This window comes from Bradyrhizobium sp. PMVTL-01 (assembly GCF_051861855.1).
GTDB lineage: Bacteria > Pseudomonadota > Alphaproteobacteria > Rhizobiales > Xanthobacteraceae > Bradyrhizobium.
Window position 1 is genome coordinate 40,881 of record NZ_CP193982.1, and the last position, 22,297, is coordinate 63,177.

The window sequence follows — 22,297 nt, forward strand, 5'->3', positions numbered from 1 at the left end:
TGTCGCCCGGATGCTCGCCAGCACTGACAGCGAACTCGATCATGGGCCGCGGACCGAAAGGTCCGCGACCATGCGGATGTGCGCGGTCAGCCGGCAGGTCCGGCCGATCGACGAGCTGATCCGCTTCGTCGTCTCGCCGCAAGGCGACATAGTTCCCGATCTCAAGCGCAAGCTGCCCGGGCGCGGCATGTGGGTCACCGCCTCCCGCGAGGTGGTTGCGGAAGCCGTGCGGCGTCACCAATTTAGCAAGGCCTTCAAGCGCGAGCTGCGCGTTCCCCAGACGCTCCCCGCCGACATCGAGGCGCTCCTCGTCAGGAGCGTGGCGGAAGCCCTTGGAATCGCCGCCAAGGCGGGCCAGGTCGTGGCCGGCTTCGGCAAGGTCGAGAGCGCCCTGCGGGAAGGCACGGCCGAGGTCCTGATCCACGCCAGCGACGGGGCTGCGGACGGAATCCGCAAATTGGACATGCTGGCGCGTCAAAATGCCGGAAATCGCGGCGGCAAGCCCCAGATTCCCGTCATCACCGCACTGAAATCGTTAGAATTGGATTTGGCACTGACCCGGTCAAATGTGATACATGCTGCGCTGCTCGCGGGCCCGGCGAGCAGGTCATTCCTGTCACGTAGCCAGATGCTGGTCCGATACCGGATGGCGGACGATGACAAGACTGCCGAAAAGCACGGCCAGGATTTCTGAAAGACAACGACGAACCGATCTGACGGTGCGGCAACGCACAACACTGATAAATCAGGATTAGGACTGCTGAATGGTTGATACCAAGACCCCTGGCGACAAGAAGCTGAGCGTTCCGAGCAAAACGCTATCGCTCAAGCCGCGCGTCGAAACGGGTACCGTGCGCCAGAGCTTCAGCCATGGCCGCAGCAAGCAGGTCGTGGTCGAGAAGCGCGGCAAGCGCCGCATTGGTGAGGGCCCCGAGCCGCACGCGCCCGAGGCTGCTGCAAAGCCGGCTCCGGCTGCGCCCGCTCCGTCGCGCCCCGCGCCGCCCCCGCCGCGCAACGCCGGTTCCGGCGTGGTCCTGCGCACCCTGACCGAGGATGAGCGCTCGGCCCGTGCGAGCGCGCTGGCCGATGCCAAGCTGCGCGAGGTCGAGGAACGCCGCCAGGCCGAGGAAGAGGCCCAGCGCCGCGCCGCCCGCGAGGCCGCCGAACGCGCCGAGCGAGAGGCCGCCGAGTCCCGCCGCAAGGCCGAGGAAGAGCGCCACCGTCACGAGGACGAAGCCAAGCGGAAGGCCGAAACCGAGGCCAAGAAGCGTTTCGGCGAAGGCGAGCAGCCGGCAGGCGCCGCACGCCCCGCGACCGCCGCGCCGGCCTCTCCCGCCCCGCGCCCCGGCGCGCCCGCGCCCCGGCCTGGAACCACGACCGCCCGCCCGGGAACCGCCACCACGCGTCCTGCAACCACGACCGCGCAGCGTCCGGGTGGACCGGCCGGCCGCGGCCCCGCAGTTGCCGCCGAAGCCGATGAGGACGAGGCGCCGCGCCAGATCCGTCGCGGTCCCGGCGGCGCCGCGCGTCCCGCGGCAGCCCCGAAGACCACCCACAAGCCCGGCCCGCAGAAGGAGCGCGGCCGCCTGACTGTTGTCACCGCGCTCAACGCCGACGACGTGCGCGAGCGCTCGATCGCCTCGTTCCGTCGCCGCACCCAGCGCCTGAAGGGCCACGCCTCGAACGAGCCGAAGGAAAAGCTGATCCGCGAGGTGACGATTCCGGAAGCGATCACGATCCAGGAACTCGCCAACCGCATGTCCGAGCGCGCGGTCGACGTCATCCGCATGCTGATGAAGCAGGGCGCGATGCACAAGATCACCGACGTGATCGACGCCGACACCGCGCAGCTGATCGCCGAAGAGCTCGGTCACACCGTCAAGCGCGTTGCCGCCTCCGACGTCGAAGAGGGCCTGTTCGACCAGGTCGACGATTCCACCGACACCGAGACGCGTTCGCCCGTGGTGACCGTGATGGGCCACGTCGACCACGGCAAGACCTCGCTGCTCGACGCGCTTCGCCATGCCAACGTGGTCTCCGGCGAAGCCGGCGGCATCACCCAGCATATCGGCGCCTATCAGGTGCTGTCGCCTGAGAGCGGCAAGAAGATCACCTTCATCGACACGCCGGGCCACGCCGCGTTCACCGCGATGCGCGCCCGCGGCGCCAAGGTCACCGACATCGTCGTGCTGGTGGTCGCGGCCGATGACGGCGTGATGCCGCAGACGATCGAAGCCATCAACCACGCCAAGGCGGCGCGGGTGCCGATCATCGTTGCCATCAACAAGATCGACAAGCCGGATGCCAAGCCCGAGCGCGTCCGTACCGAGCTGCTCCAGCACGAGGTGCAGGTGGAATCCTTCGGCGGCGAAGTGGTCGACGTCGAAGTGTCCGCCAAGAACAAGACCAATCTCGACAAGCTGCTCGAGATGATCGCGCTGCAGGCCGAAATCCTCGACCTGAAGACCAATTCGGAGCGTCCGGCCGAAGGCACCGTGATCGAAGCCAAGCTCGATCGTGGTCGCGGTCCGGTCGCCACCGTGCTGGTCCAGCGCGGCACGCTCCGTGTCGGCGACATCATCGTCGCCGGGGCCGAGATGGGCCGCGTCCGCGCGCTGATCTCGGATCAGGGCGAGACGGTGCAGGAGGCCGGTCCCTCGGTGCCGGTCGAGGTGCTCGGCTTCAACGGTCCGCCGGAAGCCGGCGATCGTCTCGCCGTGGTCGAGAACGAAGCCCGCGCCCGCCAGATCACCAGCTACCGCGCGCACCAGAAGCGCGAGAACGCGGCTGCCTCGATCTCCGGCATGCGCGGATCGCTCGAGCAGATGATGTCGCAATTGAAGACGGCGGGCCGCAAGGAATTCCCGCTGATCGTCAAGGCCGACGTGCAGGGCTCGCTGGAAGCCATCCTCGGCTCGCTGGAGAAGCTCGGCACCGACGAAGTCGCCGCCCGCATCCTGCATGCCGGCGTCGGCGGTATCTCGGAATCCGACGTGACGCTCGCGGAAGGTTTCAACGCCGCAATCATCGGCTTCTCGGTTCGCGCCAACAAGGAGGCCGCTGCGGCCGCCAAGCGCAACGGCATCGAGATCCGCTACTACAACATCATCTACGACCTCGTGGACGACGTGAAGAAGGCGATGAGCGGCCTGCTCGCGCCGACCTTGCGCGAAACCATGCTGGGCAATGCCGAGATCCTGGAGATCTTCAACATCTCCAAGGTCGGCAAGGTCGCCGGCTGCCGCGTCACCGACGGCACCGTGGAACGCGGCGCCAATGTGCGCCTGATCCGCGACAACGTCGTCGTGCACGAAGGCAAGCTGTCGACGCTGAAGCGCTTCAAGGACGAGGTGAAGGAAGTCCAGGCCGGTCAGGAATGCGGCATGGCCTTCGAGAACTACCACGACATGCGCGCAGGCGATGTCATCGAGTGTTATCGCGTGGAGACGATCCAGCGCTCCCTGTAAGTCCAAATCTTACCGAAGCGTTCGGATCTTTTTGAACTGAAATTGCGGGAGTGCGATGGCCGGATTTTTCCGGCCATCCACGCCTCATTCGTTTCAACAGGACAAATGACAATGCTCGTGTCCCAAACGCGGGCACGACGAGGTGATTTCCAGACCATGCCCCGCCACCACCAGAAGAAAAGTTCCGCGCCCGGCGGTTCGCAGCGTCAGCTGCGCGTCGGCGAGCAGGTTCGCCATGCGATGGCCGAGATTCTGGCGCAAGGCAACGTGCATGATGCGGATCTGGAAGGCCACATCATCACCGTGCCGGAGGTACGGATGTCGCCCGACCTGAAGCTCGCGACAATCTACGTGATGCCGCTCGGTGGCCGCGACACCGAGATCGTCATCGCTGCGCTCGAGCGCAACAAGAAATTCCTGCGCGGTGAAGTCGCGCGGCGCGTTAACCTGAAATTTGCACCTGACATTCGCTTCCGCGTCGACGAACGATTCGACGAAGCGGAACGGATCGAGAAGCTTTTGCGAACACCTGCGGTGCAGAAGGATCTCGAACGGGACTTGGAACAGGATCCGGCTTCGGATCGGGAAGAAGAGCAATGACGATGGACCCGGCTCACGGCACGATCGACGGCAACGACGCCGATCAGCGCGATGTGCAAAAAAATGATTTTGCCGAGATGGGCGGCAATTCTCAGCCGCATCAGGAGCCGCGCCGCGTCAACAACGATCCGCGCGCCAAGCAGCAGAAGGGCGGCCAGGTCCGCCGCGACCGCCGCGACGTCCATGGCTGGGTCGTGCTCGACAAGCCGATCGGCATGACCTCGACGCAGGCGGTTGCGGTGCTGAAGCGCCTGTTCAACGCCAAGCGCGCGGGGCATGCCGGCACGCTCGACCCGCTCGCCTCCGGCGGCCTGCCGATCGCGCTCGGAGAGGCCACCAAGACGGTTCCCTTTGTGATGGACGGCCGCAAGCGCTACCAGTTCACCGTGTGCTGGGGCGAGGAGCGCGACACCGACGACATCGAGGGCCGGGTGACCGCGACCTCCGACCAGCGCCCGACCCGGGAGGCCATCCTGGCGCTGCTGCCCCGCTTCACCGGCGTGATCGAGCAGATCCCGCCGCGCTATTCGGCGATCAAGGTCCAGGGCGAGCGCGCCTATGACCTCGCCCGCGACGGCGAGGTCGTGGAGCTGGCCCCTCGCCCCGTCGAGATTCACCATTTAACCCTTGTAGATCAACCAGATAAGGACCGGGCCGTGTTCGAAGCCGAGTGCGGCAAGGGCACCTATGTCCGGGCGCTGGCCCGCGATATGGGCCGGATTCTCGGCAGTTACGGCCATATCTGCGCGCTCAGGCGGACCCTGGTCGGCCCATTTGGCGAAAACGACATGATTCCGCTGGATCAGCTGGAGGCTTTGTGCGATAGAGCCGCGTCAGGCGAGGGCAGCCTCGCCGACGCGCTTTTGCCCGTTGAGACCGCGCTGGACGACATCCCGGCACTGGCCGTCACTCGGGCTGATGCGGCAAGGCTCCATCGGGGCCAAGCCGTTTTGTTGCGCGGACGGGATGCGCCCACTTGTAGCGGCACAGTCTATGTCACGGTGGCAGGCCGTCTTTTGGCGCTTGCCGAACTTGGCAATGGCGAAATCATCCCCAAGCGTGTGTTCAACCTGACCGGCCTGACTGCCAGCCCCGGTCGCAACGAGAGAAATTGACGATGTCGATTGCCGCAGAACGCAAAGCGGAAGTCATCAAGACGAATGCCACCAAGGCCGGCGACACCGGCTCGCCCGAGGTTCAGGTCGCGATCCTGTCGGAACGCATCAACAACCTCACCAACCATTTCAAGACCCACGTGAAGGACAATCATTCGCGTCGCGGCCTCTTGAAGCTGGTCTCGACCCGCCGCTCGCTCCTCGACTACCTCAAGAAGAAGGACGAGGCGCGCTACAAGGCGCTGCTCGAGAAGCACAACATTCGTCGTTGACGGTTCCTGCGCGCGCCACTGGCGCGCGTTTTTGCGCGTGGTTTCGAGCGAAAGCGCTTATTTGAAGGTTTTTGATCGAGGCTGCGTGCGCGTCGGATGCGGGCCAACAACCACTCGCATCCGGGGCATGACCGAAGACCGCGGTTCGGTGTTCGCGTTCGTGCCGACTGACAGTCCAGCAGCAATCCGGCGGCTGGGCACAACGGGCAAGGCGCCCGTATGACCCGAAAGGATGGACGCCATCCGACATCCAAAAACCATGGCAGGATCGCAGGACGCTGATCATCCGCTCCGATCAGCGTCCCGCAATCTTGCGCATGGTTTTTGTTTTTCGAAGCGTCCCTTCTTTCGAGAACCCATGAAAGAAGACCTCTATGTTCACTAAGCATTCAGTCGAGATCGACTGGGGCGGACGCCCCCTCAAGCTCGAAACCGGCAAGATCGCTCGCCAGGCCGACGGCGCCGTCATCGCCACCTATGGCGAGACCGTGGTGCTCGCCACCGTCGTCGCGGCGAAGGCGCCGCGCGAAGGCGTCGACTTCCTGCCGCTGACCGTCGACTACCAGGAGAAGACCTACGCTGCGGGCCGCATTCCCGGCGGCTATTTCAAGCGTGAGGGCCGTCCGACCGAGAAGGAGACGCTGGTCTCCCGCCTGATCGACCGTCCGATCCGCCCGCTGTTCGTCGACGGCTGGCGCAACGAGACCCAGGTGATCGCCACCGTGCTGTCGCACGACATGGAGAACGATCCCGACATCGTCGCGCTGGTGGCATCGTCGGCTGCGCTGACGCTCTCCGGCGCGCCGTTCAAGGGGCCGATCGGCGCCGCGCGCGTCGGCTTCGCCAATGACGAGTTCATCCTCAACCCGACGCTCGACGAGATGGTCGACACCCAGCTCGACCTGGTCGTCGCCGGCACCGCCGACGCCGTGCTGATGGTGGAATCGGAGGCCAAGGAGCTGAACGAGGACATCATGCTCGGCGCCGTGATGTTCGGTCACCGCCACTTCCAGCCGGTGATCAACGCGATCATCGAGCTCGCCGAGAAGGCCGCCAAGGAGCCGCGCGAAGTCACCGTGATAGACAACGCCGCGCTCGAGAAGGAGATGCTCGGCCTCGTCGAGCAGGAGCTGCGCGCCGCCTACGCCATTCCGGTCAAGCAGGATCGCTACGCCGCGGTCGGCAAGGTCAAGGAGAAGGTGATCGCTCACTATTTCCCCGAAGGGCAGGAGCCGAAATACGACAAGCTCCGCATCGCCGCGGTGTTCAAGGAGCTCGAAGCCAAGATCGTTCGCTGGAACATTCTGGATACCGGCAAGCGCATCGACGGCCGCGACGTCAAGACCGTGCGCAACATCGTCGCCGAAGTCGGCGTGCTGCCCCGCGCTCACGGCTCGGCGCTGTTCACCCGCGGCGAGACCCAGGCGATGGTGGTGACCACGCTCGGCACGGGCGAGGACGAGCAGTACATCGACGCGCTGTCGGGGACGTACAAGGAAACGTTCCTGCTGCACTACAACTTCCCGCCCTTCTCGGTCGGCGAGACCGGCCGCCTGGGCGGCACCAAGCGCCGCGAGATCGGCCACGGCAAGCTGGCCTGGCGCGCGATCCATCCCGTGCTGCCGCCGCATCACGAATTCCCCTACACCGTGCGCGTGGTCTCGGAGATCACCGAATCCAACGGCTCCTCGTCGATGGCTTCGGTCTGCGGCGCCTCGCTCGCGCTGATGGACGCCGGCGTGCCGATGAAGCGGCCGACCGCGGGCATCGCGATGGGCCTGATCCTCGAAGACAAGCGCTACGCGGTGCTCTCGGACATCCTGGGTGACGAGGATCATCTCGGCGACATGGACTTCAAGGTTGCCGGTACCGAGCAAGGCATCACCTCGCTCCAGATGGACATCAAGATCGAGGGCATTACCGAGGAGATCATGAAGGTCGCCCTCGGCCAGGCCAAGGAAGGCCGCATCCACATCCTCGGCGAGATGGCCAAGGCGCTCACCAACGCCCGCGCCGAGCTCGGCGAATACGCGCCGCGCATCGAGACCTTCAAGATCCCGACCGACAAGATCCGCGAAGTGATCGGCACCGGCGGCAAGGTGATCCGCGAGATCGTCGAGAAGACCGGCGCCAAGGTCAACATCGAGGACGACGGCACCGTGAAGGTCGCCTCCTCAGACGGCGAGGCGATGAAGGCTGCGATCAAGTGGATCAAGTCGATCGCGTCCGAGCCGGAAGTCGGCCAGATCTATGACGGTACCGTCGTCAAGGTGATGGAGTTCGGCGCCTTCGTGAACTTCTTCGGCTCCAAGGACGGGCTCGTCCACATCAGCCAGCTCGCGGCCAACCGCGTGCAGAAGACCTCCGACGTCGTCAAGGAAGGCGACAAGGTGAAGGTCAAGCTGCTCGGCTTCGACGACCGCGGCAAGACCCGCCTGTCGATGAAGGTGGTCGATCAGACCACCGGCGAGGACCTCGAGGCCAAGGACAAGGCCGCCGAGGGCGAGAAGGCCCCGCGCGAAGCGGCCGGCGAGTAAGCCTCGCTACACAGTGCAGAAAAACGAAGGGCGGCCGAAAGGCCGCCCTTTTTGTTTGTGCTTCGATCGGTCAGCGCGCTGCTCTTCACCTCTCCCTATGGGAGAGGTGAACCGGCCTCACGCCGCGATGTCGTAGCGGTCGAGGTTCATCACCTTGGTCCAGGCCTTGGCGAAGTCCTTGACGAACTTCTCCTTGGAGTCCGAGGTCGCATAGACCTCGGCGAAGGCGCGGAGCTGCGAGTGCGCGCCGAAGATGAGATCGGCGCGGGTGCCGGTCCACTTCACCGCATTGGTCTTGCGGTCGCGTGCCTCGTAGGTGCCGTCGGCCACCGGCGTCCACTGCGCGCTCATGTCGAGCAGGTTGACGAAGAAGTCGTTGCTCAGCGTTCCCACCTTCGTGGTGAAGACGCCGTGCTTCGAGCCGTTCGCATTGGCGCCCAGTACACGCAGGCCGCCGACCAGCACCGTCATCTCGGGGCCGGTGAGCTTGAGCAGCTGCGCGCGATCGACGAGGGCTTCTTCCTCCTGCAGGAACTGATGCCTCTTGCCGACATAGTTGCGGAAGCCATCGGCCCGGGGCTCGAGCGGCGCGAAGGACTCCGCGTCGGTCTGCTCCTGCGAAGCGTCCATGCGGCCCGGCGTGAAGCCGACCTTGACGTCGACGCCGGCATCCTTGGCGGCCTTCTCGACCGCGGCGGTACCGCCGAGTACGATCAGATCCGCAAGCGAGACCTTCTTCGCGCCTGATGACGCGTTGAAGTCCTTCTGGATCGCTTCGAGCTTGCCGAGCACCTTGGAAAGCTGGGCCGGCTGGTTCACCTCCCAGTCCTTCTGCGGGGCAAGGCGGATGCGGGCGCCATTGGCGCCGCCACGCTTGTCCGAGCCGCGGAACGTCGAGGCCGACGCCCAGGCGGTCGAGACCAGCTCGGACACCGAGAGGCCCGAAGCCAGGATCTTGGTCTTCAGCGCGGCGATATCCTGCTCGCCGACCAGTTCGTGGTCCACGGCCGGAATCGGATCCTGCCAGATCAGCGTCTCCTTCGGCACCAGCGGGCCGAGATAACGCTGGATCGGGCCCATGTCGCGATGGGTCAGCTTGAACCAGGCGCGGGCGAACGCGTCCGCGAACTGATCGGGGTTTTCGAGGAAGCGGCGCGAGATCTTTTCATAGGCCGGGTCCATGCGCAGCGACAGGTCCGTCGTCAGCATGGTCGGCCGGTGCTTCTTCGACTTGTCGAAGGCGTCGGGGATGATCGCGTCGGCGCCCTTGGCCGTCCACTGGTTCGCGCCGCCCGGGCTCTTGGTCAGCTCCCATTCGTACTTGAACAGGTTCTCGAAGAAGTTGTTGCTCCACTTCGTCGGGGTCGTCGTCCAGGTCACCTCGATACCGCTGGTGATGGCATCGCCGGCGAGGCCCGAAGCGTGCTTGCTCTTCCAGCCGAGGCCCTGATCCTCCAGTGCACCCGCTTCCGGCTCCGGTCCGACCAGCGAGGGATCGCCCGCGCCGTGGGTCTTGCCGAAGGTGTGGCCACCGGCGATCAGCGCGACCGTCTCCTCGTCATTCATCGCCATTCGGGCAAACGTCTCGCGGATGTCCTTGGCCGCGGCGACGGGATCCGGCTTGCCGTTCGGGCCTTCCGGATTGACGTAGATGAGGCCCATCTGCACGGCACCGAGCGGTTCGGCCAGCTGGCGTTCGCCGCTGTAGCGTTCATCGCCGAGCCAGGTGCCTTCCGGACCCCAATAGAGCTCTTCCGGCTCCCAGACGTCGGCGCGGCCACCGGCGAAACCGAAGGTCTTGAAGCCCATCGATTCCAGCGCGACGTTGCCGGCGAGCACCATCAAATCGGCCCAGGAAATCTTGCGGCCGTACTTCTGCTTGATCGGCCAGAGCAGACGGCGCGCCTTGTCGAGGTTGGCGTTGTCGGGCCAGCTGTTCAGGGGCGCGAAGCGCTGCTGACCGGCGCCGGCGCCGCCGCGGCCGTCGGTGATGCGGTAGGTGCCCGCGCTGTGCCAGGCCATGCGGATCATCAGGCCGCCATAGTGACCGAAGTCGGCCGGCCACCATTCCTGCGAGTCCGTCATCAGGGCGGTCAGGTCCTTGATGACCGCGTTCAGGTCGAGCGACTTGAACTCCTTGGCGTAATCGAACTCCTTGCCCATCGGGTCGGACAGGTCGGAATTCTTGTGCAGCATCTCGATGCTGAGCTGGGTTGGCCACCAGTCGCGGTTCACGCGCGTGGGTTTTCCGCCCGAAAACGGGCACTTCGAAGTGTCGTCCATGATTACCTCCTCTGGTGGCGTCCGACGGCGCCCTTTGACCAGGTAGAACCACTCTAGGCGGCGCCTTCTATCAGGTGAAGTTGACTTTAATGATCGCTGCGATAGGATTTTCTTATGATCAATCTGACGCTGCGCCAGCTCCGGTATTTCGACGCGCTGGCGCGCCACGGCCATTTCGGCCGCGCGGCCGAGGCCTGCTCGATTTCGCAGCCGGCGCTGTCGATGCAGATCAAGGAGCTGGAGGAGACGCTCGGCGGCCTGCTGCTGGAGCGCAGCGCGCGGCAGGTCGCGCTGACCCGGTTCGGCGAGGAGCTCGCGCAACGTGTCCGCGACATCCTGCGCTCGGTCGACGAGCTCGGCGATTTCGCTCGCGCCTCGCAGGACCGCTTCGCCGGCCGCCTGCGCATCGGCATGATCCCGACCATCGCGCCGTATCTGCTGCCCAAGATCACCAAGAACCTCACGCGCATGCATCCGGAGCTCGATATCCGCGTGCGCGAGACCATGACGCCGCGGCTGATCCAGGAGCTGGTCGAGGGACGGCTCGACACCGCCATCGTGGCGCTGCCGGTGTCGGAGCCCTCGCTCACCGAGGTCGCCCTGTTCGAGGAGAAATTCCTGCTGGTGCGGCCGGGCGCCGATGAGGGGACGCCAGCGCCCTCGCGGGAGATGATGCGGGAGATGCGCCTGCTGCTGCTCGAGGAGGGTCACTGCTTCCGCGATCAGGCGCTGTCGTTCTGCAACATGCAGTCGGCGCCGCCGCGCGAGATGCTGGATGCGAACTCGCTGTCGACGCTGGTGCAGATGGTCAGCGCCGGCATCGGCGTCACCTTGATCCCGGAGATGGCCGTGCCGGTGGAGACGCGATCGGCCTCGGTCTCGCTGACGCGCTTCCGCGACCCGCAGCCCTCGCGCACCATCGGCATGGTCTGGCGCAAGACCAGCCCGCTGGCGCGGCAGCTGCTGCAGATTTCCGAGGTGGTGTGCCTGTCGGCCGGCAAGGTGCGCGCACGGCAGACCGTGCGCAGCCAACGGGGTTGAACGTCGATGTCAGATCCGATCATCCGTCCCGCGCGCAGCGACGAGTATGACGAGATCGGTCGCGTCTGGATGGAGAGCTGGGCTTCGACCGGCCTCGGTGAAGCCAGCGAATTCCTGCTGGCTAACCTGCGCGCGCGCATTCGGCGCGAGATCGAGGACGGCTGGAGCCTGTTCGTCGCCGACGACAACGGCACCATCGCCGCAATGCTGGCGCTGCATCTGCCAAAGCTCTATCTCGACATGCTGTTCGTCGGGCCCGCCTATCAGGGGCAATCGCTCGGGCGAAAGCTGCTCGCCTTCACGCGCACGCAAATGCCGGACGAGATGTATCTACGCTGCGTGCGCGAGAACGAAAAGGCCTGGCGCTGGTACGAGCGCGAAGGTTTTGTGTTCGAGAAGGAGGAGATCGAGCCTTCGAACGGGTTCATGATGAAACATTATCGGTGGAAGAACAACGGAAACGCCCGATGATCAGGCTCTATTGGTCGCCCCGCTCGCGCTCGTTCACGACGCTCTGGCTGATGGAGGAGAGCGGCCTGCCCTATGAGCGCGTGCTGACCGACATCTCGACCGGCGCGCAGAAGGCGCCGGACTATCTGAAGATCAACCCGATGGGCAAGGTGCCGGCGCTGACCGATGGCGATGCCGGGGCGAAGCCGCGGCGATCTGCGCCTATATCGCCGACCGCTATCCCGAGACCAAGCTCGCGCCCGCCGTGACCGATCCGCGCCGCGCGCGCTATCTGCAATGGCTGTTCTTCTCGCCCGGTTGCATCGAGCCCGCCATCATCCAGATCTTCACCAAGATCGAGATCGCGGCCTCGACCGCGGCGTGGGGCAGCGCGACGCAGGTGTTCGACGTGCTGGAGGCCGCGCTCGCCAACGGCCCGTGGATTCTCGGCGAGGAGTTTTCCGCCGCCGACGTCACGGTCGGCTCGGGCCTGAATTTCGCAGTGCGCCTGTTCAAGATGGTGCCGTCGCGGCCGGCGTTCGATGCTTATCTCGCGCGCTGCATGGCGCGACCGGCGTTCCAGCGCGCGGAGAAGATCGCGGCGGGGTAAGGTAAATCTCGCAGGGTGGGCAAAGCTGAGCGTGCCCACCACTGGCGTTGTGATCGCGGAGAGATGGTGGGCACGGCGCGCGAAGGACGCGCCTTTGCCCTACTCCGGGGCCTTCAGATCATCCGGCCGCGGCATCAGGACGATGTTGTAGCCGGAATCGACATAGTGGATCTCGCCGGTCACTCCGCCGGAGAGGTCGGACAGCAGATACAGGGCCGAGCCGCCGAGCTCGTCGAGCGTGACGCCGCGGCGAAGCGGCGCGTGCCTCTGCATGAAGGCGAACATCGCGCGCGCCTCGCCGATGCCGGAGCCCGCGAGAGTGCGGATGGGGCCCGCAGAGATCGCGTTGACGCGGATGCCGCGCGGCCCGAAATCGGAGGCGAGGTAGCGCACGGAGGCTTCCAGCGCCGCCTTGGCGACGCCCATCACATTGTAGTTCGGCATCGAGCGCTCGGAGGCGCCGAACGTCAGCGTGATCATGCTGCCGCCGTCGGTCATCAGCTCGGCGGCACGTTTTGCGACCTCCGTGAACGAGAAGCAGGAGATCACCATGGTACGCGAAAAGTTCTCGCGGCTGGTGTCGGCGTAGCGGCCCTTCAGCTCGTTCTTGTCGGCAAAACCGATGGCGTGGATGACGAAATCGAGCTTGCCCCATTTTTCGCGCAGCACAGCGAATGTGGCATCGACGCTGGCGATGTCCTCGACGTCGCAGGGCAGCACCAAGTCGACACCGAGCGATTCAGCCAGCGGCTTGACGCGCTTGCCAAGGGCCTCGCCCTGGAAGGTGAAGGCAAGCTCGGCGCCATGGGCATGCAGCGTCTTCGCCATGCCCCAGGCGATCGAATGATCATTGGCGATGCCCATGATCAGACCGCGCTTGCCTTTCATCAGTCCTTCCATTGCCTTGCGGCTCCTATCATTCCGACGTCATCGCCCGCCTTGTGCGCGCTCGCGCACTGGGCGGGCGATTCAGTATTCCAGTGACGGCGATTACAGGCCGAGAAGCCGAGGTGTGGGGCTCACACATCCAGCCGGCTGAGCACCAGCGTGGCGTTGGTGCCGCCGAAGCCGAACGAGTTCGACAGCACGGTGCCGACCTTCACGTTGTCGATGCGCTTGCGCACGATCGGCATGTCGGCAAACACGGGATCGAGCTCCTGGATGTGCGCGCTCTCGCAGATGAAGCCGTTGTTCATCATCAGCAGCGAGTAGATCGCCTCCTGCACGCCGGTCGCGCCCAGCGAATGGCCGGTCAGCGCCTTGGTCGCCGAGATCGGCGGGCACTTCTCTCCGACGCCGAACACCCTGCGGATCGCCTCGATCTCCGGCGGATCCCCGGCTGGCGTCGAGGTCGCGTGCGGATTGATGTAGTCGACCTTGGTCTTCACCGTCGACATCGCCATGCGCATGCAGCGCTCTGCACCTTCGCCCGACGGCGCGACCATGTCGTGGCCGTCCGACGTCGCGCCATAGCCGACGATCTCGCCGTAGATGCGCGCGCCGCGCGCCTTGGCATGCTCGAGCTCTTCCAGCACCAGCACGCCGGCGCCGCCGGCGATGACGAAGCCGTCGCGGTTGACGTCGTAGGGGCGCGACGCGGTTGCCGGCGTGTCGTTGTATTTCGAGGACATTGCCCCCATGGCGTCGAACAGCACCGACAGCGACCAGTCCAGCTCCTCGCAGCCGCCGGCGAAAATGACGTCCTGCTTGCCGATCTGGATCGTCTCATAGGCATTGCCGACGCAGTGGTTCGACGTCGCGCAGGCCGAGGAGATCGAATAGTTCACGCCCTTGATCTTGAACCAGGTCGCGAGCGTCGCGGAGGCCGTAGACGACATCGCCTTCGGCACCGCAAACGGCCCGACGCGCTTCGGCCCCTTGGTGCGGGTGATGTCGGCGGATTCGACGATGGTGCGCGCTGACGGTCCGCCGGAGCCCATGATGATGCCGGTGCGGATGTTGGAGACTTCGTCGGGCGACAGACCGGAGTCCTGGATCGCCTGCTCCATTGCGACGTGATTCCACGCTGCGCCCTGACCGAGGAAACGCATGGCGCGGCGGTCGACCACCGTCGACGGATCGAGCGTCGGCTCACCTTGCACCTGCGAACGGAAGCCGAGCTCGGCATATTTCTCAGCCCGCGAAATGCCCGACCTCGCCTCGTGAAGGCTCGCAAGCACTTCCTGGGTGTTGTTTCCGATGGACGAAACGATGCCCATTCCGGTGACCACAACCCGCCTCATGACAGCCTCGCCTAAATCGTTGTCTTTCGTGTGATGCGCCTCAGCCCAGGCTCGTGCCCTGCTTGAACAGGCCGACCTTCAGATCCTTGGCGCGATAGATAATCTGGTCATCGACCGAAAGCCACCCGTCGGCGATACCGAGCACGAGCTTTGAGCGCATCACGCGCTTCATGTCGACGTTGTACACAACCTTGCGGGCCTCGGGCAGCACCTGGCCGCTGAACTTCAACTCGTTGAGGCCAAGCGCACGGCCGCGACCTTCGCCGCCGATCCAGCCCAGATAAAAGCCGACCATTTGCCACAGCGCATCAAGGCCGAGGCAGCCGGGCATCACCGGATCGTTCTTGAAGTGGCAGCCGAAGAACCAGAGGTCCGGCTTCACGTCGAGCTCGGCGCGCACGAGCCCCTTGCCGAACTCGCCACCATTGTCGTTGATTTCCGTGATGCGATCGAACATCAGCATCGGCGGCAGCGGCAGCTGGGCATTGCCCGGGCCGAACATCTCGCCGCGCGCGCATGCCAGCAAATCCTCGTATTCGTAACCGTTGCGCCTGTTCAGCATGCACGAGCCTCTGTTCAAATTCCGGTTGAGCGGCGTTCTTTGGCGAAAATGGGCCCCGGCTCGGTCGGAGAGCAACGCCACTTGCCGTCGTCAGGCGCAGCTCCCGCAAGCCCCGGATGGACGGCGGACCGGGCTCCATGCCCGGTTGCGCCAAAATCGGCTAAGCGGAACCGCGGGCTCTCTAACACAGGCGATTTCAGTGGCAAAGCGGTCTCATGAAGGTAAAATGACGGTGTCCTCGCCAGGTTCCAGAGCTGATTAGAAGCTCTCTAGTTGCGAGAAACTTGCATCTGCATCTTTCTATTCTTATATTGCAGGGAGTTATTGTTCACGCGTGCCCGAAATCTGGAAATGAGCGAGAATACCGCGCCCCATCACGACGACGAGGTCCATGCCGCGGCCCTTCTGTCCGGCCGCCAGCCGGCACTGACCGGCTGCCCCTGGCACGACGTCAACGAAATGCTCCAGTCTGCCGGGCTGCGTCCGACGCGCCAGCGGATGGCGCTCGGCTGGCTTCTATTCGGCAAGGGTGCGCGGCACCTCACGGCTGAAATGCTGTACGAGGAAGCGACGCTCGCCAAGGTCCCGGTGTCGCTGGCGACCGTCTACAACACGCTGAACCAGCTCACCGACGCCGGCCTGCTCCGCCAGGTCAGCGTCGACGGCACCAAGACCTATTTCGACACCAACGTCACCACCCACCACCACTATTACCTCGAGAACAGCCACGAGCTGGTCGACATCGAGGATCCGCATCTGGCGCTGTCCAAGATGCCGGAGGTGCCCGAGGGGTACGAGATCTCCCGCATCGACATGGTCGTGCGCCTGCGCAAGAAGCGCTGAGGTTTACCTGCAGGGTCGTCCCGGCCAGTGCGCAATTGCGCACGGGAGACCGGTACGACAACAAGTCAATTCACCTGCTCGTCCGAATAAACGCCCCAGAGGCGTTCCTGCTGGATCCAGCCGTCAAAACCGTTACCGGTGACGCGGCACCAGTTTGCAGCGCACTTCCTCACCTGGGTGACGACGCCGGCCTGGAGCCTGGCCGTGACCGCGCTGTCGGGATCAGCCCGGTCGTAGATCGGCGCGAGGTCGTCCTTGTGCTTCATGGTGACGACCGCAGTGCGGCGGCCCGACAGCAGCGAGTGATAGACCCAGCCCTCGGCGCCCTCGGAATCGCGCACCCGGCGCCAGTTCTCGAACTCGGCAGTGATTTCGACCGGCAGCCCGGCGCGGGTATAGACCCAGGCCACATCATTGTCCTTGGTCGGGCCGGCGCGGACGTTGACGTGGTCCGACTTGAGGCTGACATAGCGCGGCACCGGCAAGCCGCTGGCGGTCTGCGGCGTGTTGTCCTTCGCCGAATGCGAGGGGCCGACCGAGGCGCTCAACCAGGTGCAAGCGAGCGCCATCACCGAACAAAAACGCCCCAACGCCATCAACCCGTCTCCTGTCGAGGACCCGGCCACGCGCCGACCCCTCACCCCAAAATTCCAAAAACCCTGCCGCGCCAGTTCCTGACCCGCCCCACGCGGGTGTTCCACCAAGCCGGCCCGTGGTTCTTGTTTTGGCCCGGCCTTCTGCTAGAGAGGACGGGCACTTGAACAACCAGTTTGCCCCGATTTTCCAGCCTGGAAATGTCGGGAGAGCTTGAAGGAAACGCCGGGGACGACACGGCACGGGCAGTGTCGAACAACCGGGTTAATGAGGGCTGAACGACCGGCCTTTGGCGACAGAGGCGGCGTGCGGCGCCTCATGAGAGCAGGACATGTCGGTGAAGAAAAAGCCCCTCGTCGTGGTGACGCGCAAGCTGCCGGATTCGATCGAGACGCGGATGCGCGAGCTGTTCGACGCGCGGATCAATCTCGACGACACGCCGATGTCACCTGAGCAGATCGCGGAAGCCGCGCGCACCGCCGACGTGCTGGTCCCGACCGTCACCGACCACATCACCGCCGACATCGTCAACCAGGCCGACTGCAAGCTCCGCCTGATCGCCAATTTCGGCAACGGCGTCGACAATATCGATGTCGAGGCCGCGCATGCCCGTGGCATCACCGTCACCAACACGCCAAAGGTTCTGACCGAAGACACCGCCGACATGACCATGGCGCTGATCCTGGCCGTGCCGCGGCGGATGATCGAAGGCGCCTCGATCCTCACGGACGGAAAATCCTGGGCCGGCTGGTCGCCGACCTGGATGCTCGGCCACCGCATCGGCGGAAAACGTCTCGGCATCGTCGGCATGGGCCGCATCGGCCAGGCGGTGGCGCGCCGTGCCCGCGCCTTCGGCCTGCAGATCCACTATCACAACCGCCGTCCCGTCGCCCCCAAGATCGCCGAGGAGCTCGGCGCGACGTATTGGGAAAGCCTCGACCAGATGCTGGCACGGATGGACATCATCTCGGTGAACTGCCCACACACGCCGGCGACCTATCATCTGCTTTCGGCGCGGCGGCTGAAGCTGATCCGCAAGGACGCCTACATCGTCAACACCGCGCGCGGCGAGGTGACCGACGAGGACACGCTGGTCAAGCTGATCGAAGGCGGCGAGATCGGCGGCGCCGGCCTCGACGTCTACGAGCACGAGCCTGCGGTGAACCCGAAACTGGTGCGGCTCGCCAAGGCGGGCAAGGTGACGCTGCTGCCGCATATGGGCTCGGCCACGATCGAGGGCCGCGTCGAGATGGGCGAGAAGGTCATCATCAACATCCGCACCTTCCTCGACGCGCACAAGCCGCCGGACCGCGTGCTGCCGAGCATGCTGTAGGGTGCCGCGCGCTACTCGCGGTGGACGCTGAGATCCTCGAACACAGGCCCATCGCCGTTGAGCGGATTTGCGGGATCGCGAGAATAGCGCAGCGTCTCGAAGCGCATCGCGCGTGCATCGATCATCAGCAGGCGGCCAACCAGGCCATCCCCGAAGCCGACGATCTCGCGGATCGCCTCCAGCGCCATCATCGAGCCGAGCACGCCCGCGAGCGCGCCCATGACGCCGGCCTCGGCGCAGGCCGGTATCGTGCCCGGCGGCGGCGCCTCCGGAAACAGGCAGCGATAGGTCGGGTTGAATTCCCCGGCTTCGTTGGTCTCATGCGCGCGGATGGTGGTGAGCGAGCCGTCGAAGGTGCCGAGCGCCGCGGTGATCAGCGGCCGCTTCGCGAAGAAGCAGGCGTCGGAGACGAGATAGCGCGTCGAGAAATTGTCGGAGCCGTCGAGCACGAGGTCGTAATCGCCGATCAGGCTGAGCGCGTTATCGGCGTTCAGCCAGGTGGCGTGGCCGACGAAGCGCACATGCGGATTGAGCGCCGCGATGCGCTCCGCCGCGCTTTCGACCTTGTGCCGGCCGATATCGGGCGTCGTGTGGATCACCTGGCGCTGCAGGTTGGACAGCGACACCACGTCGTCGTCGACCACGCCGAGCGTGCCGACACCGGCCGCGGCCAGATACATCAGGGCGGGCGCACCGAGCCCACCGGCGCCGATCACCAGCACGGAGGCCTTTTTCAACGCAGCCTGGCCGGGACCACCGACATCGCGCAGCACGATATGGCGGGCATAGCGTTCGAGTTCGTCCGGGCTCAGCATCGTCCTACGCCTCTCTTACCACGCCTTCGCTCTCGATCCTCATGGTGAGGAGCGCGGAACGCGTCTCCGGACGATGCTACGCATCGCCGTCGAACCATGAAGGCGCCGATATCGCCTGTGGCCATCCTTCGAGAGGCGGCCGTCGGGCCGCGCCTCAGGATGAGGACCTCAGTTCTGGCCTCTCAGCCACCTGAACCGCCGCAACATTGTTCGCGACCAACGAGATGTGCTTGAATGGCATTGCATTCAATGGGCTGGCTGGATTTGTCATGAGATCGATGCTTGCGGCAACACTGATGTTGGCGGCCGCCACGGGCGCGCACGCCCAGATGACGGCGCCGCAGATCCCCGGCACCAAGCCCAAACCGGTCCAGACCGTTCCGGTCCGCCCGCCCGCACTGCAAACGGCGCCGGAGACCGCCGATGCCATGGCGCAAGCCGAGCGCCTGTCGTTGCAGTCCGACCTCGCCTGGGTCGGCCAATATAACGGCGCCATCACCGGCGACGTCAGCGAGCGCATGGTCAACGCGATCAAGGAATACCAGAAGGCCACGGGCGGCAAGCCGACCGGCGTGCTCAATCCGCAGGAGCGTTCGGCGCTCGCCGAGACCGCGCGGCGGAAGCAGGACAGTGTCGGCTGGAAGATCGTGGTGGAGCCGACCAGCGGCGCGCGGCTCGGCATCCCCTCGAAACTGGTGCCGCAGCAGGCGAGCGATGCCAACGGCTCGAAATGGACGTCGCCGACCGGAACCGTCCAGGTGGTGCTCAGCCGTCGCAAGGAGGCAAACCCGACCACCGCAAAGCTCGCGGACGCGGAGAAGAAAGAGCCTGCGGGGCGCAAGGTCGACTACACCGTGGTGAAGCCCGACTTTTTCGTGCTGTCGGGCTTGCAGGGCCTGAAGAAGTTTTACGTGCGCGGCACCTTCAGGGGCGACGAGATCCGCATCATGACGATCCTCTACGACCAGGCCCTGGAGAATACGGTCGAGCCGGTCGTGATCGCGATGTCGAGCGCGTTCAATGCATTTCCGTCCACCCCGATGGCCGGGCCGCCGCCGCGCAAGAACGTCGAATACGGCACCGGCATCGTGGTCAGCGATGACGGCGCGATTCTGGCCGACCGCCTCGTCACCGACAGCTGCCTTGCGATCACCATCGCAGGCTTGGGCAGCGCCGATCGTCTCGCCGAGGACAAGGAGCACGATCTGGCGCTGCTGCACATCTACGGCGCGCGCGGCCTGAAGCCGCTCAGTCTCGCCAGTGGCGCAGCGAAGACGAGTGTCGATGTCATCGGCATCGCCGATCCACAAAGCCAGGGCGGCGCGGCCGGCGTCTCGAGCGTCAAGGGCGCGCTGGCGCCGGTCACCTCAAGCGATTCCGGGTTGTCGCCGCCACCGGCGGTCGGATTCTCCGGTGGTCCTGCCCTCGATGGCGACGGCAAGTTCGCCGGGGTCGCGCTGCTGAAGCCGGCGATGGTCGCGGGCCCCGGGATAGCGGTGCCGGCGTCACAGGCGATGATGGTCTCGGCGGAAACGGTGCGCGATTTCCTGAAAGCAAATGGCATCACCGCCAATGGCAGTTCGACGGACGCGAAAGCCGCCGTCGTGCGCGTGATCTGCGTGCGGAAGTAGCGATCAGCTCAGCCTGAACCTGACCCCGGCCTTCGCCAAGCCACCCGAAATCCCGACCGGCGTGCCATCGGCGCGCCAGCAGGCGGCGCCGGTCATGGTGCCGTCGTCGTCGAACGCGACGGCATTCATGCCGCCGGCGACGGTCGCGACGGGCTGCACCTTGTGGCCCATGCCCTTCAGCTTCACCCGTACGCTCTCCGGCACCTTCTGCTCGACCTCGAGCGCGTTGCCTTCCGTCCAGACCCTGGGCGCCTCGACCGCCTCCTGCAGGCTCATGCCGTGGTCGATCAGATTGACCAGCGCCTGCATCGCGCTCGGGAAGATGCGCTTGCCGCCGGGCAGTCCCAGCGCATAGCGCAGCTTGCCATCGCGCAGTGCCATCATCGGCGACATCGAGGTGGTGACCCGCTTGCCCGGCGCCAGCGACAGCGCGTGTCCGGGACGCGGATCGAACAGGTTCATGTAATTGTTGGCGATGGCGCCGAGACCCGGGATCATGATCTTGGCGCCGAACAGATTGTTGATGGTCTGCGTGGTCGCGACCACGTTGCCGAAGCTGTCTGCCGCCGTCATATGCGTGGTGTGCGCGCCTTCGAGCTGCGAGACGCCGGCGCTCCAGGCCTGCGCCCGCGCGGGATCGATCGCACGGCGGCGTTCCTCGGCATACGCCTTCGACGTCAGCTTCTCCACGGGCACGCCGACATAGTCAGGATCGCCGCTGGCCGCGGCGCGATCGGCAAAGGCGATCTTCAGGACCTCGGCGAGATAGTGGATCGTCTCTGGTGTGCCGAAGCCGAGGGTTTCGATGTCGTAGCCTTCCAGGATGTTCAGCATCTGCGCGATATGCACGCCGGACGCCGCCGGCGGCGGCGGCCCCAAAATGGTCCAGCCGCGATAGTCGGCGCGGATCGGCTGGCGCTCGACGGTCTTGTAACCGGTGAGATCGTTGCGGCGGATGAAGCCGCCGGTCTTCTCCATGTAGTCCGCGAGGATGTCGCCGAGCGGCCCGTCGTGGAGCGCGGTCTCGCCGTGATCGGCGATGTAGCGCAGCGTCTCGGCATATTCGGCCTGCACCACGCGCTCGCCGACCTTCAACGGCTCACCATCAGGCAGAAAGACCGCCGCGATCGGCTTGTCCTTGCGCATCTCGGCGGCACACTCGCCGATGCATTCGTGCAAATAGGGCGTCGCCGCATAGCCGCGCGCCGCATGCTTGATGGCAGGCTGCATGACGTCGGCGAGGCTCATGGTGCCGAATCTCTGCAGCGTCTCGCACCAGGCCTTCAGCGAGCCCGGCACCGCGACGGCCTTCGGGCCGTTGAGGTTCTCGTTGCCGGCGGTATCGAACACGTCATGCGCGGAGCCCGGCTTGGGGGTATAAGTTGTGTCGCGCACTGCCGATGGGACCGTGCTCTGGCCGTCGATGAAGCGGTGGCTGCCGTCAGCCAGACGTATGTGCGCCATGCCGCCGCCGATGATGCCGACCATCATCGGCTCGACCACGGTGAGAGTGAACAGGGTTGCAATCGCGGCATCGATGGCGTTGCCGCCGGCGGCCAGCATCTCGGCGCCGGCGCTGGAGGCAAGCGGATGATTGCTGACCACCATGCCGCGGCTCGAGACCGCCGGCATCTTCTGGCAGTCAAACGTCGTCGCCGTCCGGTCACGCCAGTTGCCGCTCATCTCGCCTGCTCTTTCCATTCAAGGCGTCGAGCACACCATAGGCGCAACCACGGGTCCAGTATTGGTACGGATTAGCTGGCATTCCCGATTCTGCCATCATCGTTACCGTTGATTCGGACATCCGCGGTCCCCTTTGGATCGGGCAGGGCACGTCCTGAGCAAGAAGAGCTCAGCATCAAGAAGCGATGCACGTTCAAGTGGCGTTTCCCCTAAGACCC

At 65.3% G+C, this 22,297-nt stretch carries 18 protein-coding genes and 1 pseudogene; 12 read left to right on the top strand and 7 right to left on the bottom strand.

What is annotated here, in order from left to right; all coding sequences use genetic code 11:
- Positions 1-10: 10 nt before the first annotated feature.
- The 6 genes from ACRQ5Q_RS00185 to pnp all read left to right on the top strand — a co-directional run bounded on the left by ACRQ5Q_RS00185 (position 11) and on the right by pnp (position 7,991).
- The gene (locus ACRQ5Q_RS00185) at positions 11-694 is read left to right on the top strand and encodes an RNA-binding protein (protein WP_439395475.1); all 684 of its coding nucleotides are present in this window, start codon (positions 11-13) and stop codon (positions 692-694) included.
- Positions 695-764: 70 nt separating this feature from the next.
- Positions 765-3,467 carry a translation initiation factor IF-2 gene (gene infB / locus ACRQ5Q_RS00190; protein ID WP_439395477.1) on the top strand — a complete coding sequence of 901 codons (2,703 nt, stop codon included), beginning with the start codon at positions 765-767 and terminating at the stop codon, positions 3,465-3,467.
- Positions 3,468-3,623: 156 nt separating this feature from the next.
- On the top strand, positions 3,624-4,067 hold the full coding sequence (rbfA, locus tag ACRQ5Q_RS00195) for a 30S ribosome-binding factor RbfA (RefSeq protein ID WP_439375764.1): 444 nt from the start codon (positions 3,624-3,626) through the stop codon (positions 4,065-4,067).
- Complete coding sequence (truB, locus tag ACRQ5Q_RS00200; RefSeq protein ID WP_439372143.1) at positions 4,064-5,182, top strand: tRNA pseudouridine(55) synthase TruB; 1,119 nt, start codon at positions 4,064-4,066, stop codon at positions 5,180-5,182. The genes rbfA and truB overlap by 4 nt, the downstream gene beginning before the upstream one ends.
- Before the next feature lie 2 nt (positions 5,183-5,184).
- Entirely contained in the window at positions 5,185-5,454 is a 270-nt protein-coding gene (gene rpsO, locus ACRQ5Q_RS00205) for a 30S ribosomal protein S15 (protein WP_008540131.1), read from the top strand.
- A 374-nt stretch (positions 5,455-5,828) separates the two neighbouring features.
- Positions 5,829-7,991: a polyribonucleotide nucleotidyltransferase gene (gene pnp / locus ACRQ5Q_RS00210; protein ID WP_439395479.1), complete on the top strand. Its 2,163-nt coding sequence runs from the start codon at positions 5,829-5,831 to the stop codon at positions 7,989-7,991.
- A 117-nt stretch (positions 7,992-8,108) separates the two neighbouring features.
- Here the strand turns inward: pnp and katG are convergent, their stop codons facing one another.
- Positions 8,109-10,274, bottom strand: a complete 2,166-nt coding sequence (gene katG / locus ACRQ5Q_RS00215) for a catalase/peroxidase HPI (protein ID WP_439372146.1) — start codon at positions 10,272-10,274, stop codon at positions 8,109-8,111.
- 114 nt (positions 10,275-10,388) lie between these two features.
- Between katG and ACRQ5Q_RS00220 the strand changes: the two genes are divergently transcribed.
- From ACRQ5Q_RS00220 to ACRQ5Q_RS00230, 3 genes and pseudogenes are all read left to right on the top strand, one after another.
- Entirely contained in the window at positions 10,389-11,315 is a 927-nt protein-coding gene (locus ACRQ5Q_RS00220; protein ID WP_439372148.1) for a LysR substrate-binding domain-containing protein, read from the top strand.
- Between the two features lie 6 nt (positions 11,316-11,321).
- On the top strand, positions 11,322-11,786 hold the full coding sequence (locus ACRQ5Q_RS00225; RefSeq protein ID WP_439395481.1) for a GNAT family N-acetyltransferase: 465 nt from the start codon (positions 11,322-11,324) through the stop codon (positions 11,784-11,786).
- Positions 11,783-12,375 (top strand): annotated as a pseudogene (locus tag ACRQ5Q_RS00230) (glutathione S-transferase family protein). The gene ACRQ5Q_RS00225 and the pseudogene ACRQ5Q_RS00230 overlap by 4 nt, the downstream one beginning before the upstream one ends.
- Positions 12,376-12,474: 99 nt before the next feature.
- On the opposite strand, the gene fabI reads toward ACRQ5Q_RS00230, so the two are convergent.
- The 3 genes from fabI to fabA form a co-directional block, all read right to left on the bottom strand.
- Entirely contained in the window at positions 12,475-13,275 is an 801-nt protein-coding gene (fabI, locus tag ACRQ5Q_RS00235) for an enoyl-ACP reductase FabI (RefSeq protein WP_439395483.1), read from the bottom strand.
- 119 nt (positions 13,276-13,394) lie between these two features.
- Positions 13,395-14,618, bottom strand: a complete 1,224-nt coding sequence (gene fabB / locus ACRQ5Q_RS00240) for a beta-ketoacyl-ACP synthase I (RefSeq protein WP_439395484.1) — start codon at positions 14,616-14,618, stop codon at positions 13,395-13,397.
- Between the two features lie 40 nt (positions 14,619-14,658).
- Positions 14,659-15,180, bottom strand: coding sequence for a bifunctional 3-hydroxydecanoyl-ACP dehydratase/trans-2-decenoyl-ACP isomerase (gene fabA, locus ACRQ5Q_RS00245; protein WP_080133780.1), 522 nt, complete (start codon positions 15,178-15,180; stop codon positions 14,659-14,661).
- A gap of 351 nt (positions 15,181-15,531) precedes the next feature.
- Here fabA and irrA point away from each other — a divergent pair, with 351 nt between their 5' ends.
- On the top strand, positions 15,532-16,023 hold the full coding sequence (gene irrA / locus ACRQ5Q_RS00250) for an iron response transcriptional regulator IrrA (RefSeq protein WP_439372155.1): 492 nt from the start codon (positions 15,532-15,534) through the stop codon (positions 16,021-16,023).
- Positions 16,024-16,088: 65 nt separating this feature from the next.
- On the opposite strand, the gene ACRQ5Q_RS00255 is transcribed toward irrA, so the two are convergent.
- Positions 16,089-16,619 carry an SH3 domain-containing protein gene (locus ACRQ5Q_RS00255; protein WP_439372156.1) on the bottom strand — a complete coding sequence of 177 codons (531 nt, stop codon included), beginning with the start codon at positions 16,617-16,619 and terminating at the stop codon, positions 16,089-16,091.
- Between the two features lie 329 nt (positions 16,620-16,948).
- On the opposite strand from ACRQ5Q_RS00255, the gene ACRQ5Q_RS00260 reads away from it, so the two are divergent.
- Positions 16,949-17,950, top strand: a complete 1,002-nt coding sequence (locus ACRQ5Q_RS00260; protein ID WP_439372157.1) for a 2-hydroxyacid dehydrogenase — start codon at positions 16,949-16,951, stop codon at positions 17,948-17,950.
- An 11-nt stretch (positions 17,951-17,961) separates the two neighbouring features.
- On the opposite strand, the gene ACRQ5Q_RS00265 is transcribed toward ACRQ5Q_RS00260, so the two are convergent.
- Entirely contained in the window at positions 17,962-18,765 is an 804-nt protein-coding gene (locus ACRQ5Q_RS00265) for a HesA/MoeB/ThiF family protein (protein WP_439372159.1), read from the bottom strand.
- A gap of 269 nt (positions 18,766-19,034) precedes the next feature.
- On the opposite strand from ACRQ5Q_RS00265, the gene ACRQ5Q_RS00270 reads away from it, so the two are divergent.
- Positions 19,035-20,396: a serine protease gene (locus ACRQ5Q_RS00270; protein ID WP_439395486.1), complete on the top strand. Its 1,362-nt coding sequence runs from the start codon at positions 19,035-19,037 to the stop codon at positions 20,394-20,396.
- A gap of 3 nt (positions 20,397-20,399) precedes the next feature.
- Here the strand turns inward: ACRQ5Q_RS00270 and ggt are convergent, their stop codons facing one another.
- Complete coding sequence (ggt, locus tag ACRQ5Q_RS00275; protein ID WP_439399957.1) at positions 20,400-22,079, bottom strand: gamma-glutamyltransferase; 1,680 nt, start codon at positions 22,077-22,079, stop codon at positions 20,400-20,402.
- Positions 22,080-22,297 lie beyond the last annotated feature (218 nt).

What these genes read in the sequence shown, in the direction of transcription:
- ACRQ5Q_RS00265 (WP_439372159.1), bottom strand. Translation starts at nt 18,765, where the DNA reads ATGCTGAGCCCGGACGAACTCGAACGCTATGCCCGCCATATCGTGCTG.
- rbfA (WP_439375764.1), top strand. Translation starts at nt 3,624, where the DNA reads ATGCCCCGCCACCACCAGAAGAAAAGTTCCGCGCCCGGCGGTTCGCAG.
- ggt (WP_439399957.1), bottom strand. Translation starts at nt 22,079, where the DNA reads ATGAGCGGCAACTGGCGTGACCGGACGGCGACGACGTTTGACTGCCAG.
- ACRQ5Q_RS00255 (WP_439372156.1), bottom strand. Translation starts at nt 16,619, where the DNA reads ATGGCGTTGGGGCGTTTTTGTTCGGTGATGGCGCTCGCTTGCACCTGG.
- katG (WP_439372146.1), bottom strand. Translation starts at nt 10,274, where the DNA reads ATGGACGACACTTCGAAGTGCCCGTTTTCGGGCGGAAAACCCACGCGC.
- fabA (WP_080133780.1), bottom strand. Translation starts at nt 15,180, where the DNA reads ATGCTGAACAGGCGCAACGGTTACGAATACGAGGATTTGCTGGCATGC.
- truB (WP_439372143.1), top strand. Translation starts at nt 4,064, where the DNA reads ATGACGATGGACCCGGCTCACGGCACGATCGACGGCAACGACGCCGAT.
- pnp (WP_439395479.1), top strand. Translation starts at nt 5,829, where the DNA reads ATGTTCACTAAGCATTCAGTCGAGATCGACTGGGGCGGACGCCCCCTC.
- fabB (WP_439395484.1), bottom strand. Translation starts at nt 14,618, where the DNA reads ATGAGGCGGGTTGTGGTCACCGGAATGGGCATCGTTTCGTCCATCGGA.
- ACRQ5Q_RS00220 (WP_439372148.1), top strand. Translation starts at nt 10,389, where the DNA reads ATGATCAATCTGACGCTGCGCCAGCTCCGGTATTTCGACGCGCTGGCG.
- irrA (WP_439372155.1), top strand. Translation starts at nt 15,532, where the DNA reads ATGAGCGAGAATACCGCGCCCCATCACGACGACGAGGTCCATGCCGCG.
- ACRQ5Q_RS00270 (WP_439395486.1), top strand. Translation starts at nt 19,035, where the DNA reads ATGAGATCGATGCTTGCGGCAACACTGATGTTGGCGGCCGCCACGGGC.
- ACRQ5Q_RS00185 (WP_439395475.1), top strand. Translation starts at nt 11, where the DNA reads ATGCTCGCCAGCACTGACAGCGAACTCGATCATGGGCCGCGGACCGAA.
- infB (WP_439395477.1), top strand. Translation starts at nt 765, where the DNA reads ATGGTTGATACCAAGACCCCTGGCGACAAGAAGCTGAGCGTTCCGAGC.
- fabI (WP_439395483.1), bottom strand. Translation starts at nt 13,275, where the DNA reads ATGGAAGGACTGATGAAAGGCAAGCGCGGTCTGATCATGGGCATCGCC.
- ACRQ5Q_RS00260 (WP_439372157.1), top strand. Translation starts at nt 16,949, where the DNA reads ATGTCGGTGAAGAAAAAGCCCCTCGTCGTGGTGACGCGCAAGCTGCCG.
- rpsO (WP_008540131.1), top strand. Translation starts at nt 5,185, where the DNA reads ATGTCGATTGCCGCAGAACGCAAAGCGGAAGTCATCAAGACGAATGCC.
- ACRQ5Q_RS00225 (WP_439395481.1), top strand. Translation starts at nt 11,322, where the DNA reads ATGTCAGATCCGATCATCCGTCCCGCGCGCAGCGACGAGTATGACGAG.